Annotated in this window: 16 protein-coding genes; 3 read left to right on the top strand and 13 right to left on the bottom strand. The window is 63.9% G+C overall.

Features of this window, described 5'->3' with window-relative positions; genetic code table 11:
• The 8 genes from QZ709_RS09235 to QZ709_RS09200 all read right to left on the bottom strand — a co-directional run.
• The coding region (locus QZ709_RS09235; RefSeq protein WP_294636979.1) for an MFS transporter at positions 1-754 on the bottom strand (754 nt) is incomplete at its 3' end.
• 55 nt (positions 755-809) lie between these two features.
• On the bottom strand, positions 810-1,646 hold the full coding sequence (locus tag QZ709_RS09230; RefSeq protein ID WP_060987164.1) for an SDR family NAD(P)-dependent oxidoreductase: 837 nt from the start codon (positions 1,644-1,646) through the stop codon (positions 810-812).
• Positions 1,643-2,068 (bottom strand): hypothetical protein, encoded by a 426-nt coding sequence (locus QZ709_RS09225; protein ID WP_063460654.1) that lies wholly within the window; start codon positions 2,066-2,068, stop codon positions 1,643-1,645. Before QZ709_RS09225 ends, QZ709_RS09230 begins: the two co-directional genes overlap by 4 nt.
• Before the next feature lie 259 nt (positions 2,069-2,327).
• A complete protein-coding gene (locus QZ709_RS09220) occupies positions 2,328-2,678 on the bottom strand; it encodes a nuclear transport factor 2 family protein (RefSeq protein ID WP_060987163.1) in 351 nt (116 codons plus the stop codon).
• A 15-nt stretch (positions 2,679-2,693) separates the two neighbouring features.
• Positions 2,694-3,725 (bottom strand): hypothetical protein, encoded by a 1,032-nt coding sequence (locus QZ709_RS09215; RefSeq protein ID WP_060987162.1) that lies wholly within the window; start codon positions 3,723-3,725, stop codon positions 2,694-2,696.
• 20 nt (positions 3,726-3,745) lie between these two features.
• The gene (locus QZ709_RS09210; RefSeq protein WP_060987161.1) at positions 3,746-5,035 is read right to left on the bottom strand and encodes a cytochrome P450; all 1,290 of its coding nucleotides are present in this window, start codon (positions 5,033-5,035) and stop codon (positions 3,746-3,748) included.
• Between the two features lie 47 nt (positions 5,036-5,082).
• On the bottom strand, positions 5,083-6,714 hold the full coding sequence (locus QZ709_RS09205) for an NAD(P)/FAD-dependent oxidoreductase (RefSeq protein WP_294636978.1): 1,632 nt from the start codon (positions 6,712-6,714) through the stop codon (positions 5,083-5,085).
• Complete coding sequence (locus QZ709_RS09200; RefSeq protein WP_158603247.1) at positions 6,690-7,415, bottom strand: TetR/AcrR family transcriptional regulator; 726 nt, start codon at positions 7,413-7,415, stop codon at positions 6,690-6,692. Before QZ709_RS09200 ends, QZ709_RS09205 begins: the two co-directional genes overlap by 25 nt.
• Positions 7,416-7,752: 337 nt before the next feature.
• On the opposite strand from QZ709_RS09200, the gene QZ709_RS09195 reads away from it, so the two are divergent.
• Genes QZ709_RS09195 through QZ709_RS09185 form a run of 3 tightly spaced genes read left to right on the top strand, consistent with a single transcriptional unit; the run spans position 7,753 to position 10,811 of the window.
• Positions 7,753-9,024 carry a cytochrome P450 gene (locus QZ709_RS09195; RefSeq protein ID WP_121506356.1) on the top strand — a complete coding sequence of 424 codons (1,272 nt, stop codon included), beginning with the start codon at positions 7,753-7,755 and terminating at the stop codon, positions 9,022-9,024.
• Positions 9,025-9,034: 10 nt separating this feature from the next.
• Positions 9,035-10,021 carry a tripartite tricarboxylate transporter substrate binding protein gene (locus QZ709_RS09190; protein ID WP_294636976.1) on the top strand — a complete coding sequence of 329 codons (987 nt, stop codon included), beginning with the start codon at positions 9,035-9,037 and terminating at the stop codon, positions 10,019-10,021.
• 10 nt (positions 10,022-10,031) lie between these two features.
• Entirely contained in the window at positions 10,032-10,811 is a 780-nt protein-coding gene (locus QZ709_RS09185) for an SDR family oxidoreductase (protein WP_121506358.1), read from the top strand.
• Here QZ709_RS09185 and QZ709_RS09180 read toward each other — a convergent pair.
• From QZ709_RS09180 to QZ709_RS09160, 5 genes are all read right to left on the bottom strand, one after another.
• Entirely contained in the window at positions 10,808-11,221 is a 414-nt protein-coding gene (locus QZ709_RS09180) for a VOC family protein (RefSeq protein WP_060987153.1), read from the bottom strand. The genes QZ709_RS09185 and QZ709_RS09180 overlap by 4 nt on opposite strands.
• 115 nt (positions 11,222-11,336) lie before the next feature.
• Positions 11,337-11,657, bottom strand: a complete 321-nt coding sequence (locus QZ709_RS09175; protein WP_060987152.1) for a 2Fe-2S iron-sulfur cluster-binding protein — start codon at positions 11,655-11,657, stop codon at positions 11,337-11,339.
• A gap of 27 nt (positions 11,658-11,684) precedes the next feature.
• A complete protein-coding gene (locus tag QZ709_RS09170; protein WP_060987194.1) occupies positions 11,685-12,809 on the bottom strand; it encodes an acyl-CoA dehydrogenase family protein in 1,125 nt (374 codons plus the stop codon).
• A gap of 29 nt (positions 12,810-12,838) precedes the next feature.
• Positions 12,839-13,654, bottom strand: coding sequence for a crotonase/enoyl-CoA hydratase family protein (locus tag QZ709_RS09165; protein ID WP_060987151.1), 816 nt, complete (start codon positions 13,652-13,654; stop codon positions 12,839-12,841).
• Positions 13,655-13,665: 11 nt separating this feature from the next.
• A partial coding sequence (locus QZ709_RS09160; RefSeq protein ID WP_294636975.1) for an acyl-CoA dehydrogenase family protein occupies positions 13,666-14,497 on the bottom strand: 832 nt, incomplete at its 5' end.

Here is a 14,497-nt window from a genome sequence, read left to right as displayed (position 1 = left end):
CCAGGGGCAGCAAGGCCACCAGCGCCACGGCCTGGGTGAAGAAGATGAAAGCGCGGAACAGCACCGCCCGCAGTATGGGAGAGGTCCGGGCATGGCTCACGCCATCGCGCATGGCCTGCAGCAGGCGCGGGCGTTCGGCGGGGGGAACATGGGGGACAATGGGAGCGCGCCAGATCAGTACGCCGGCCAATATGGACAGCACGGCGTTGAGTGCGAACACCATCGCCGTTCCCTGCCAGGCCAGGACGATGCCCGCGACGATAGGGCCCAGCACCCGCGTCAGGTTGATGGCCAGGGCGTTGAGGGTCAGGGCAGAGGCAAGCAGGCGCCGCTCCACCAGGTCCGGCACTAGGGCCGAGAACACCGGAAACCGCAACGCCAGTCCAACGCCATTGAGCAGGCACAGCAGCAACAGCGTTCCTGGGGTCAGGGCATCGGTGCCTGCGAGCGCCGCCAGCACGGCCGCCACAACGGCGATCCAGGCTTGCGCCACGGCGAGAAAACGCCTGCGGTTGAGCAGGTCGGCCAGCGCGCCGCTGGCCAGGCCCAGCACGAACAGCGGCAAGGTGCCGGCCGCCTGTACCCAGGCCACCCACGCGGGACTGTCGGTGAGCTGGGCCATGCGCCAGGCGGCGGTTACCTCGTGCATCCACATGGTCATGTTGCCGGACAGCCAGGCCAGCCACAGGTAACGGAAGCCCGACCCTCGGAACGGGGCGAGCAGCGAGTCGGCGTCGGCGGGGGTGTGTGGCATCAGGCCGATTTGTCCAACGCCTTGCGCCAGCCGCTATGGAAGAGGTTCACGTGGTTCAACTGCTCTTCTTGGACTTGGCCATGTCGACGAGGTCGGCCATGGTCGGGTTGTGCGCCAGCATGCCGCCGTCGGCGATGTACGTCTGCCCGTTGATGTAGCGCGCCTCGCCTGAGGCCAGGAAACACACCAGCGCTGCGATGTCCTCAGGCTCGCCGAACTCGGGCACCAGCAGGTGGCGCTGCATTACGTCGATCACGCTCGCGGCCGCGCCACGCGTGCCGGGAGTGAGCACCAGGCCGGGCGCGACGGCATTGCAGCGCACGCCCTGGGCGCCATGGTGGGTGGCAATCTGGCGGGTCAGGCCGATGATGGCTGCCTTCGACACGCTGTAGGCCATGCGCGTGATGTCGCCCGAGAAGCCGCCGGTCGACGCGGTGTTCACGATCGCGCCACCGCCTTGGGCGATCATGGTCGGCAGCGCGTACTTGCAACCCGCCAGGTAGCCGCGCAGGTTCACGGCCATGACCTGATCCCAGACCTCGAATTCGATGTCGATGGCGTTCTTGTCCTTGGCATGGATGACCGGAGAACTCAATGCGGCATTGTTATGCAGCACGTCCAGTCGCCCGAAGCGCTCGACCGTGCCCTGAACGAGTCGCTCGATGCTTCGCACGTCTGCGGCGTCGAAGACCTGCGCACTGGCACGTGGGCCCAGCTCCGAAGCCAGCGCTGCGGCCCGTTCGGCGTTGACGTCGGCCACGACCACGGTGGCGCCTTCGGCGACGAGGCGACGGCAGGTGGCCTCGCCGATGCCGGAAGCGCCACCGGTGACGATGGCAACCTGGTCCTTGAAGCGGCCCACGTGGGGGCCGGGAAGCGCGGGCTTGCTCATGGGGTGTCCTGCGACGGGGTGGCGGCGAAGCCGCGGAACTGTTCCAGGTTCACGACGGCATCCTCCGGAGGCTTGAGGAAGTAGCGCACGTGCAGGCTGCCGGGACCGAACCGGTAGGTCTCGATGCTCTCGATCACTTGGTTCGTGCCGAGGATGCAGTTGCGGTGGTGCACAGCGGCCTCGTTGCCGTTGATGATGGTGCTCACGACCTCTAGGCGGAACTGGTGGTTGTGCTTGTCGTACATCTCTTCGATGACGAGCCAACCATCGGCCTGCTGCGTGCGGCCCACGTATTCGATGTCGAGGAGGTCTGGGGCCGCTTCGCGGTACAGGGCCAGCAGGCCGGCCTTGTCGTGGTTGTTCCAGCAGCGGACTTGGCCGCTCATGAAGCGCTTGATCTGTTCTGAAGGGATCTGATGCATGGTGATTTATCTTTGTGAAGGCAGCACTCATGTCGGCAGCCCATGGAAACGGGATGAGATCGCAATGATTTCCGGGATCTGCAGTTTCGGCAGAGCACTTTCGCTATAGGCCCAGCGGGCAACCGTCACGCGCGGCTAACGGTCTGCCTCGCAGGGGCTCAAGCACCGGCCGTGGTGTTGCTCGTTCAGCGATGGCGGCAGAGCTGCGGAGCGCGCTTGCCAAGGCTTTCGGGTCGGGTGCAGGGCATCTTTCACTGCTTCAAGGCTGGTGAATGAAATAGCGCACGGTCAGCCTGCCATTGTCGAAGTGGTATAGCTCGATGGTCTCGATGGTCAGCGAATTGCCCCGCACCTTGTTCCGGTTGTGGCATGCGACCTCGCTCCCATTGATGATCAGGGCCACTTCTTCGATCTCGATCTTGGAATTTTGCTGCGCCCACATGCCTTCCAGGATCGTCCAGCCTTCGGCCGCAGGACCTCGACCGACATACTCGATTTGTAGGCTCTCGGGCGCTACGGAGCGGTAGGCAGCGAAGAAGCCTTCCTTGTCGCCGGCGTTCCAGGCCCGCACCTGGGCGTGCAGGAAGTGTTCGATGGTGGTTTTGTCCATGACATGGTCTCCAGTTCAGATTTCGGTGCCACGGACGTTGCGTGCCGTGCCATTGCGCTTGTCGCTTTCGCCCCAGGCCATCCAGCGGTCGGGCTCGCGCGTATCGCCTACCCGGCGCCATCGCCCTTCCTGCTGGGCTGTGATGGGAAAACCGCCCACGAAGTCGAGCATCCGGCCTTTGGGGTCGGGCAGGAACTCCCATTCCTCTTTGCCTTCCAGGATGATTCGCGCGTCCTCGGCGAACCAGCCGTCCTTTTCATGGCGTACCGTGCCTTCGATATCCGTGGTGCAGCGAACTTCGCCCTTTTCGTTCTGGACAATGGCGTAGCCCAGTTTGTCGTGGCCGACCAGGAAGGAGCCGACATCCCAGCTCCCGTCCTTGTAGATCGTGGCAAAGTTCCACCAGATGACATGCATCTTGTTGTTGACGACCAGGTCCTTGTGCATGTGGATGGCGCCGCCTTCCGCCATCCAGGCCTGGTCCAGGGAAATCATGCCCTTGACCTTTCTGCCCTCGCAGGTGCCCTGCACGTCGTAGAGCTGTGCGACGTAGAAGGTGCCCCAGTCCACCCCGGGCAAATACCACTGCATGCCATTGCCGATGAGTTGGCCGGTGAGGTCGAGCAAGCCTTCTTCCCGCCAACTGAACCCGGTGCCAGAGGCGGTCAGCCGCCAGGGCTGACCGGGATCCTCTGGATGGCTGGACCACCAGGCGGTGTCGCCATCGAGCCCGCGTGCGGGAAACAGGGTGAGCGCTCTGGGGGCGATCTTTTCCTTGTCGATGCGGATGTTCTGGCCATCCAGGCGGGTGCTCTGGTAGATGAACTTGGTGGGGTTGGGCGTGCTGTCCGGCGCGTTGAGAGCCCGCACCACCGAGTAGATGTGGCCTTCATCGTCGCGCACGCTGCCAAACGGCATGTGCTTGGTGAGCTTGAGGCCGAAGTGGTCGCGCAGATCGGCCAGCCTGGCGCCGCTGACCTTTTGCGGGCCGACCAGGCATTGGTAGGCGAAGTCGGAGCGCTCGGGGATCGTGTCGAAGGTTCGCATGATCGGAGGGGCCTTCCTGATCAATCCCAGATGACGTGCACGCTCTTGGCCCCGCGCAGATGGGCGCCTTCGATTTTGGGCGCGGGTTGCTCGGGGTCGAGCCGCACGTTGGGCATGAGGTCCAGAATCCCGTTGATCGCGCAGTTCAGTTCGAGCTTGGCCACGAACTGGCCAATGCACATGTGCGGGCCAAAGCCGAAGCCGAACGACGGCTTCTGGCGTCGATCGATGTCGAACACGTCGGGATTCTCGAAGGCGCTTTCGTCGCGGTTGGCCGAGGCGACCATGCACTGGACGAAGGAGCCCTTGGGGATCGTCACGTCACCGATCTGTACGTCGGCGGAAGTCTCGCGCACCTTGAACGTGGAGGAGGGCTCGAAACGCACGGCTTCGTCGATCAGCTTGGGCACCAGATTGCGGTCGTTGCGCACGCGGTCGAGCAGGCCGGGGATGGTCAGCAGGAACGTCATCGCCGCACTGAAGGTTCGTGTGGTGGTCTCACCGGCAGCGGGCAGCAGCGAGCGGGCGAAGGTCGCGACCTCGTGGTCGTCGAGCTTGTGGCCCTCGTATTCGGCGTTCATCAGGCGGGTAATGAGGTCATCGCCCGTTGCACCTTCGGCGCGGCGCCGCTGGACCTGCTCCATGAGCGCGTCGTACAGGCTCTTGACCGCAATGGCGGCGACTCGGCGGCCTTCCTCGGCCTTGGCTTTGTCAAGCTGGTTGGCCGCCAGCATCGATAGCGCCCAGACTGCATATTGGTTGTACTGATCGGGGTTGTCTTCCGGGAAGCCTACGAGGGCATACATGGCACGCACCGGAAAGTTCAGGCCCATTTCCATGAGGTCGGCTTTCTTGTCGGGCAGCAGAGGCATGATGAAATCCTCGCGCGCGACGCGGTCGATCTTCGGGCGCCACTTGTTCACGTTTTCCGGCATGAACGCCGGCTGCAGCAGGGCGCGCACCTTGCGGTGGGCCTCGCCGTCCATGCCCAGGATCATCAGGCCATCCCACACCTTGCCCATGCCTTCGAGGATGAATCCGCTGGTGAAGGTGTTGGCGTCTTTGAGCACATTCATCACGTCTTGATACTGGAACACGGCGTAGGTCGGACGGGTCTGCAACCCGGCGTTGGTCGGAACCCCAAGGAACTTGGCAATGAAGTCGCCTTCGTAGACGCGTGTGGTCTTGCGCATCTCGCGGCAGGCGGCATACAGGTCGTCCGTTTTGCCGCGATAGAGGTCGGACACGCTGGCATAGGCCGCTTCGAGCTTCTGGGCGTTCTCGGTGGTGGTTTTGGTCGTGGTATTCATGGAGCGTCTCCTTTAGGGATGGATATGGGAAAGTGGGGATAACGGACTTACTTCAGATAGCGTTTCACGCGGCCAGCGGCTATGCGGCCCGGCAGCCCATTGATGCCACCGCCGGGATGGATGCCGGCGCCGCCGAAGAACAGCCCCTTCACCGGCAACGTGTCGCCGCCGAGCCCGAAGGCCGGCCGCATGAGCCCTGTGCGCGAGGCACCGGTGTCGATGTGCACCACGCAGCCGTTGGGAACATTCAGCCGACTGGCGAAGTCGGGTGCTGCTTCGGCGCGGCGGCCAATCTCCTGTGACTTGAGCCCTGGCAGGTACGCGTCCGTTTGGTCGATGACCATTTGTGTCACCGGGGCACGGATGGCATCCCATCCTTCGCGTGGTTCGAGGGGCATGGCGATCGGATACAGGTAGGCGATGTCCTGGCCTTCGGGGGCCTGCGTGGGGTCCACGGCACTCGGTGCCGTGGCCCACAGATAGGGCAGTCGGGAGACATCGCCACGCGCTGCGCATTTGAAGTTGTCGAGCACCGCTTCCACGGTGCCGATCAGCAGCACGCTCTTGCGAAGACTCAGTCCGTCGGCGCGCAAGGCTTCGTGGCGGCTGGCGCGAACCTGGCCGCGAAGTGCGACGTCGATCTTCATGGGCGAGCCGCCGTGGGCATTGGCTGGCGCCAGATCGACCCGCGTCAGGTAGCGGCGTTCTATGGCGCCAGGTGTCACCATATTCAGGGCAATCTTGGGGTGCACCGCCGCGACAACGCTGCGTGACTCGAGCACTTCGCCGCTGGCAAGCCGGACGCCCTGGGTTTGACCGCCACGGGCCACGATCTCAGCAGCAGGAGCATTGAGCCGAATCTCGCCCCCCAGTTCCGTCAGGCGGGCCGCCAGGGCGTCAGACAGAGTCTGCATGCCTCCCACGGCGCGGCCCAGGCCGAAGCGCTGGATGAAACCCAGCAGCGCGAAATAGACCCCGGTACCCTCGCCTGTGATAGGGCCGGCGGCACCCAGCAGGCAGCACAGGGCGGATTGCGTGACCGGGTGCTCGAACCGTTCCATGATGGAGGTGTAGGCGGGGCTTTTCATCAAGCCCATGAGTTCCGGCCTGAGGTGCCGGTTCTTGATCAGCACCTTGAGCGCCTGCCATTTCGCTCCTAGGTTCATCTGCGCGGGATCGACCCGCATCATGGGGATCGCCAAGTCGATGAAGGTGTTTACCAGTTGCATCAGGGCCAGGAACTCCGTGGCGTCTGCCGTGCTGAAACGGCGGATCTCAGCGGCGGTCTGCTCCGCGCTGCGGCCGAATACGAGTGAGTTGCCATCCGGATGCAGATAGACATAGCCAGGCTCCATTTCGGTCTGACGAAAGCCGTGGCGCTCCAACTGGAGCTCCTGCGGCATCATGGGATGCACGCGCAGAGACATCAGATCGAGGGCGCAGGGGTGCACCAGATGATTTGGGGCTTCGGGTATCAGATAGCCGGAGGAGGCCATGCCACCGACCTTGCCGAGGGATTCGACGACGATGACCTTGCGGCCCTCGGCGGCGAGATAGCAGGCGCTGGCCAGCCCGTTGTGGCCTGCGCCGATGACGATGGCGTCATAGAGAGGTGTAGTGCTCATACAGATTCCTGGAAAAGAAGAGGGCGGGCTTAGGCGGGCGCGACTGGCTTCCACCAATGCAAGTGTTCGGACGCATCCTGGAGCCGCTGCCAGGCGATGGCCACGGCGATCCTGGCCGCCGGGAGCTTCATGCCCAGGCCGAGCAGGATCATGACCACGGTCTCGCGGATGCAGGCCCCATTGAGCTGTCCCGTACGGGAGATGCGCCGAGCCCCTTCGACACTGGTGCCTATCACCAGATCGAAGGCGGCCTCGATCGAGTCGAACTGGAAGACGCCTTGCTCGCGTCCATAGTTCAGGCTGCGGAAAGCCAATTGGCGGCGCGGATCGTCGCCGTTGATGCGATCGACCAAGTCCGCATGCGAAACTATGGCGCCATGGGCAGGATCCATCGCCGCACGGGCCAGCGCCATCAACGGGCCCGTGGCGAGCATCACTGCGCCGTCATCCAGGGGCTCGAATAGGCGTTCGAAACTCTGCAGCATTTCGCTCGCTGTGGTGCGGCCGATCTCCGCAAGAACTTCGTCCAGCGTGTCGAAGTATTTATAGAAAGTGCCGCGGGAGACATTGGCCGCACGGATCACGTCATCGATCACGGGGCGGCGTTTTCCCGCGCTCTTGCGGTAGGCGTCCATGGTGGCCGCAATCAGGCGTTCGCGCATGCGCTCGCGCCGCTCCCGCGCCACCCGGCGGCGGTGATCACCCAAGGGATGTTGATCCTTTATTGGGTCGATCGGAGGCAGATGCGCGTCCATGATCGGGCGGCCTACAGCGCATTCATCGAGGTATTGGCCATCCGAGAGGGTTCTGTCAACCTGCCTCGCCGCTCCGGCCACGCGGCCAGTGCTTTCGCCGACTCCTTGGGCCTTTGGACGGCGAGCCTCAGAGAGAGGCGGGCTTGAGGAATGGTTGTGCATGGAATAATTGAACACTTTTTTTGATTATGCTCATATGTTCATCGGAATGACATAGGTGTTTACTATGTGCCTTCACGGGTTTACGAGTTATTTGATATGTGTTAATTGATGCACAATTCGAAAAAATGTCTATAAATCACCGAGCGCCATGCATAGTTTGCGAAGGAGGCCTGCGATGACCAGCACCAGAACTTCATCCCTTGAACGGGCATTTGCGGGGGTCGCGGACAACTACCGCGGATCCGACGTCGATCTCCATGCGGTCTACGCCGCCATGCGCCGGAATTCCCCCGTGGTGGCGGAAAACTTCATGGCCGGGCTCGGTGTGCCCAATATCGCGGGCCAAGATGCGAACCGTCCGACGTTCACGGTCTTCAAGTACCGTGACGTGATGGCGGTGCTTCGGGATCCGACCCGCTTTACCAGTGGCTTCATCGCGGAAGGCCTGGGCGCTTTTTTTGACGGCTTGATCCTGACAGGGATGGACGGAGAGGAGCACCGCCGGGCACGGGCACTGCTGCAACCGGTCTTCATGCCCGACGTGGTCACCCGGTGGAAGCCGAAGATGGACGCCATCATTCGCGATGAATACCTGCTGCCGCTGGTAGCCTGCAAGCGCTCTGACCTGATGGACTTCGCGCTGCACTTTCCCATCCGACTGATCTATTCGCTGATCGGTTTTCCGGAAAATGATCCAGAGCGCATCCACCAGGTCGCCGCCTGGGCCCTGGCCATCCTCGCGGGACCCCAGGTCGACCCGGAAAAGGCAGCCCGGGCGCGCGGAGCGGCCATGGAGGCCGCCAAGATGCTCTATGACGCAGTCAAGGAAGCGGTAGTTCAGGTGCGGGCCGAAGGCGCGACGGGGGAGGATTTGATCAGCAGGCTGATTCGCGCTGAGTACGAGGGCCGCCAGTTGGACGACCATGAGATCTCGACCTTCGTGCGCTCGCTGCTGCCGGCCGCCGGTGAGACCACCACGCGCACCTTCGGGTCGCTGCTGGTATTGCTGCTGGAGCGGCCGGAACTGCTCGAGCGTGTGCGCAATGATCGCGCGCTGGTCGGCAAGGCGATCGACGAAGCGGTTCGGTTCGAGCCCGTCGCGACATTCAAGGTGCGCCAGGCGGCCGAGGATCTGGAGATCGGTGGCGCGCAGATCCCGAAGGGCGCGATGGTGCAGGCGATCGTGATGTCGGCCAATCGTGATGAGGATGCCTTCGAGCAGGCCGATCGGTTCGACATCGACCGCAAGCCCAAGCCCTCGTTCGGTTTTGGCTTCGGTCCGCACATGTGCATCGGCCAGTTCATCGCCAAGACCGAGATGCAGGTGGCGCTCAATGCCGTGCTGGATCTATTGCCCAACCTGCGGCTGGACCCTGCGAGGCCCGCTCCTCGGATCTCCGGAGCCCAGTTGCGCGGCCCCCATGAAGTGCACGTGGTGTGGGATTGAAGGAGTTCCCATGAAGAACCCGTTCCAGATGTCTCGTCGCCGTTGGCTGCTCGTGAGTGCGGCCAGCATCGCTTCCAATCCGCTTGCTGCCCAGGATGCCTTTCCTAGTCGGCCCGTGAACCTGGTGGTGCCTTTTCCGCCTGGAGGCCTTGCCGACAGCGTGGCGCGGCAGTTCGCGCCGTCGCTGGAGCGGGCGCTTGGCCAGCCCGTGGTGGTTCAGAACCGCGCGGGCGCGGCCGGTGCGATCGGCGCGGCCGCCGTCGCCAGCGCCAAGCCTGACGGCTATTCGATCCTCTTCACGCTGTCGAGCTTGTCAACTTTGCCTGAGCAAGCCCAAGTCAACCAGCAAAAGCCGGCATTCCTGCTGAGCCAGCTCAAGCCGGTGGCGCGCATCAGCACCGATCCGCTGGCTATCGTGGTGAGGGCCGATAGCCCTCTGAAAATCTTGAGCGACCTGATGGTCCGTGCGCGTTCGCGGCCCGGCGAGATGAGCTATGGCTCGTCAGGGAACTACGGCACCGTGCACATTCCGGTGGAGATCTTTGCCCATGAGGCCGGGCTCAAGCTCAACCACATCCCCTATGCGGGAGGCGCGCCCCTGATGGCGGGGCTGCTTGGCGGCCAGGTCGATTTCACGATGTTGCCGCGTTCCTCGATCGCTTCCCATGTCCGGGCGGGCAAGCTGCGCGTCCTGGCCACCGTGGGGGCGGAGGCGTGGCCACAGTTCCCGTCCGCTCCAAGCACCGAGGCCTCGGGACTGAACGTGGGCGTGCTGCCTTGGACGGGGGCCTTCGTACCGTTTAACGTGTCGCCGGCCGTGATGGAGCGGTTGCAGTCGGCATTTCGCATCGCCGCCGAGAATCCCGAATTCAAGCAAGCGCTGCTCAAGGCGGAGGGAACTCCCGCCTACCTCGACGCGGACGAGTTCCGGGCATTCTGGAGTCAGGACGCTGCACGCATGAACCAGGCGGTTCGGCGCATGGGCAAGCTCGAATAGGAAGTGACCGATGGATCTGGGCATCGCTGGCCGCAAGGCCATCATTTGCGCTTCTTCGAGAGGACTCGGGAAGGCATGCGCCTTGGCGCTCGCGAGGGAAGGCTGCATGGTGGTCATCAATGGCCGCAATGCGCAGGCGCTGCATGCAGCCGCTGCGGAGATCGCGGCGGTGTCGGGCCAGCCTCCGGTCGCCGTCATGGGGGATGTCGGCACCGAGGCGGGGCGCGCCGCGCTGCTGGCCGCCTGTCCGTCCCCTGACATTCTGGTGACCAACAACGGCGGGCCAGCGCCAGGCGAAGCCGGGCAATGGGACCACGCAACGTGGATAGCGGCCGTCGAGAGCAACATGCTCAGCGGCATTCTGCTAATCCAGGCGGTGGTGCCCGGGATGCGGGAGCGCCGCTTTGGGCGCATCGTCAACATCACGTCGGCCATGGTGAAATCGCCGAAGCTGATGCTCGGACTCTCGACGGCCTCGCGAGCGGGCCTGACCGCCTTCTCGAAGGCCATGTCCAACGAGGTGGTTCGGGACAACGTCACCATCAACAACCTGCTGCCCGAACGCATCGAGACCGACCGTATCGGATACATGGCTGGGCAACTGGCCCAGCGCAGGCAGATTTCCCAAGAGCAAGCCCGCGCGGAGTTGCTCAAACCGGTCGCCGCCAAGCGGTTTGGGCGACCTGAAGAGTTCGCGGATGCTTGCGCTTTCCTGTGCTCGGCCCAGGCGGGCTACATCAGTGGCCAGAATCTGCAGGTCGACGGCGGCAGCTATGAAGGCCTGATCTAGCGGGGGCTGCTGGAAAAAGTTTTCCAGTCTTGGGGCGGGGTTTCGGTTTCGGCGAAGTCCAGTTCGACTTCAACGCCATTGGGATCGGAGAAAAACAGTTGCCATGTCCTGACCGATCCTGGCGCACGGATGAGTCGCAGCCCCACATTGTGCGAACGCAAGGCGGCGGCGGTCTCCTGCAATCCCTCGGCCCAATAGGCCATGTGATCGAGCGCGCCACGACGGGGCATAGGCATTCGATCCACAGCGACCACATGCAGGATGGGCTGATTCCCCGCATAGAGCCATAACCCCGGAACCGGAAACGGGGGGCGCGGGCCCTCGCGCATGCCGAGCAGATCCACGTAGAAAGCCCGCGTCGCCTCCAACTGATCTGTCACGATGGTGAAGTGGTCTGGGCGCTTGATCATGAAGCTTCCCTTTCGCATGCGGGCCGTCTGGCGGGACGCGGGGAGATGGGCGTGCAGTGCACGAAGCGGTGGCGAGTTGATGGGGGGCTCCGCACCGGGCCCCCGTGCCCGCCCGCTACTGCGCTGCGGGCAAGCGCACCACCATACCATCCAGGGCCGCCGTGACCATGATCTGGCACGACAGCCGGCTGTGGGGCTGACGGGGCTCGCCTGTGCAGTCCAGCATGGCATCTTCGGTATCGTCGATAGAGCTGAGCTGCTCGGCCCAGGGTTGCTCGACGTATACGTGGCAGGTCGCGCATTGGCAGGCGCCGCCGCAGTCGGCGTTCATGCCTGGAAGCCCATTGGCGAGCGCGGCTTGCATGACGCTCGTGCCTTCGGCCACGTCCAGCTCGGTACGTTTGCCATCGGGTGTGACATAGATGATTTGCGGCATGGGGTCTCCTTAAAATTGAATCGGTAATCAGAGCGATCGGCTGATGATTTCTTTCATGATTTCACTGGTTCCGCCGTAAATGCGCGCCACCCGGGCATCGACCCAGGCGCGGCTGATCATGTACTCGCTCATGAAGCCGTAGCCCCCGTGCAGTTGCAGCAGTTCGTCCAGGATCTTGCCCTGCATTTCGGAGCCCATGAGCTTGCACATGGCACCGACTTCCGCGCTGAGTTCTCCACGCATCGCCTTGGCCAGGCAGTCGTCGACGAACACGCGCAGCATGGTGGCCTGGGCCTTGCATTCGGCGAGCTTGAATTTGGTGTTCTGGAAGTCGAACACTGTCTTGCCGAACACCTTGCGGTCACGGGTGTACTGGATCGTCTGCTCGATGAGCGAGTCGATCGATGCGGCCGCGCGGATGCCGATGATGGTGCGTTCCCAGGCCAGTTGGTGGGTCAGGTACTTGAAGCCCTGGCCTTCTTCGCCGAGCCGGTTTGCCATTGGAACCGAGACGTTGTCGAAGAAGAGCTCCGACGTGTCCTGGCCCTTGAGTCCGATTTTTTCGAGCCTGCGGCCCTTGGAAAAACCAGGCCGGTCGGTCTCGACGCAGATCAGCGTCAGTTCCTTGGCTGCCGGATCCAGCTTGGTGGCCGTCACGGCAAGATCCGCGTTGCCCCCGTTGGTGATGAAGGTCTTCTGGCCGTTGATGGTGTAGATGTCGTCGCCGCGCACGGCGGTGGTGCGCATGCTGCGCAGGTCGCTGCCTATGCCGGGTTCGCTCATTGCGATCACGCCAATCGTCTCGCCGCTCACCATCTTGGGCAGCCACCGCTGCTTCTGCTCTTCCGTGCCGTAGGCCACGATATAGGGCGCGACGATTTCCGAGTGTGTGGTGAATCCGACCGCGGTGGCGTTGACCCGCGCAAGTTCTTCGATCATCACGGCCGAATGGCCGAAATCGCCGCCCGCGCCGCCGTACGCTTCAGGGACAGTGGAGCACAGCAAGCCGGCTTCGCCAGCCTTGAGCCAGACGCTCTTGGGCACGATACCCTCGGCCTCCCAGGCATGCAGGTGGGGCACGATCTCACGTTCAATGAAGCGGCGGGCCTGTTCGCGGAACTGCTCGTGGTCTTCTCGGAATACGGGGCGCATGGAAATGTCCTGGTTCTGGGGGCTCGCCATCAGCGTCCGGTGAACTGCGCGGGGCGCTTGTCCAGAAAGGCGTTGACGGCTTCGAGGTGGTCTTCGGTGTGGTGGGACAACGCTTGGTAAGCCGATGAGAGCTCCAACAGCGTGTCAAGGCGCACATGCTGGCCTTCGCGCAGCAGGCGCTTGGTCAACCGAAGCGCATGCGACGGGTTGAGGGCGATGCGTTGGGCGAGCGCCTGTGCCTGGCCCAGCAACTGGTCGGCGGGAAAAACGTCGGCAACCAGGCCCCAGGACAGCGCCTTGGCGGCATCGATGGTGTCGCCGGTGAAGGCCAGGAGGCTGGCCTTGGGCATGCCGATCACGCGCGGCAGCAGCCAGGCGCCACCGTCCCCGGGCACGATGCCGACCTTGACGAAGCTCTCCGCGAACAGGGCCTTGTCACTCGCAATCCGGATGTCGCACATGCAGGCCAGATCCAGGCCCGCGCCAATCGCAGGACCATTCACCGCTGCGATCACCGGCACGTCGAGCTCGTAGAGCGCGAGGGGAATGCGCTGGATGGTGTCGCGGTAACTGTCGCGCACCTCGTAGGGGCTGCCCGCGAAAATGCCGCCGCGCTGCTGCATGTCCTTCACATTGCCGCCAGCGCAGAAAGCACTGCCTTCGCCGGTCAGCACCAGGGCCTTGATGCTGTGGTCTGCACGAATCTGGCGGCACAGGGCCACCAGTTCATCCATGTGCGCGGGATCGGTCAGGGCGTTGCGCGTCTCGGGACGGTTCAACCGGGCGGTCAGCACGGGGCCGTCGCGTTCGATCAGCAAGAAGGGGGTAGGGCTTTGTTCGCTCATGGGGTGGGAATTCATGTGGAGGACAGGGCTGCCAGGCGGCCACTGGTTACGGCAGGCCACAGCGAGGCAGAGCCGCCTTGGGCGACGGCCCTTCCCAGCCGCTGTGTCCAGTGCCCCTGGTTGCCGAACTCGCTGCGCCAGGCCCAGAGCCGGCGGGTGCCCAACTGCAGCGCATGCTCGTGCGTAAAGCCGATGGCGCCGTGCACTGCATGGGCCATGGCGGCCACCGCACCGGCGGCTTCTGCGCCGCAGACCTTGGCCGCGGCAATCTGCCAGGCCGCCAGTTGGCTGCCCGATTCCGCGAAGGCGGCCTCGGCGCTGACGAGCGCGCTGCCCGTGTGCTGAGCCATCTGCGCCAACTGGTGCTGAATGGCCTGAAATGCGCTGATGGGCTTGCCGAATTGAACCCGCTCGGTGGCGTAGCGGGTGCTCAGATCCAGCGTGGTTTCGAGGGCTCCGGCCATCTGGGCCGTGCGCAGCATGGCCCCTCCCCACCAGATCACATCGTCGGGCCAATCGGCGGGGACATCCGCGATCGCGATGGGCGTGGTGTTCTTGAAGCTGAGGTCGTCCCGCGGCTCGCCGGCGGTGTTCTGCTTGGTGCTCACTTCCGCGTCGCGGCGCGACAGCAGGATCAACGTCGTTCGTTCGCCGGGGACGAGAGCGACGACGTGCTCCACATCGCGCCCCCAGGGTACGTCGCACAGCGTGCCTGTGACGAGGGTTTCCGCAGGCGCAACCCAGGGTGCGTCGAAGAAAGCTCCTTTTGCGGCATGGTTGAGCGACAGCGTGCTGCGCATGGAGATGCCCAGCGGTTCATTGCGGGCCTCGATCCCGCACTGG

The organism is uncultured Aquabacterium sp. (genome assembly GCF_913773725.1).
Taxonomy (GTDB): Bacteria; Pseudomonadota; Gammaproteobacteria; order Burkholderiales; family Burkholderiaceae_C; genus Aquabacterium.
The sequence above is the reverse complement of the archived record's forward strand: the minus strand, read 5'-3'. Positions and strand labels throughout refer to the sequence as shown.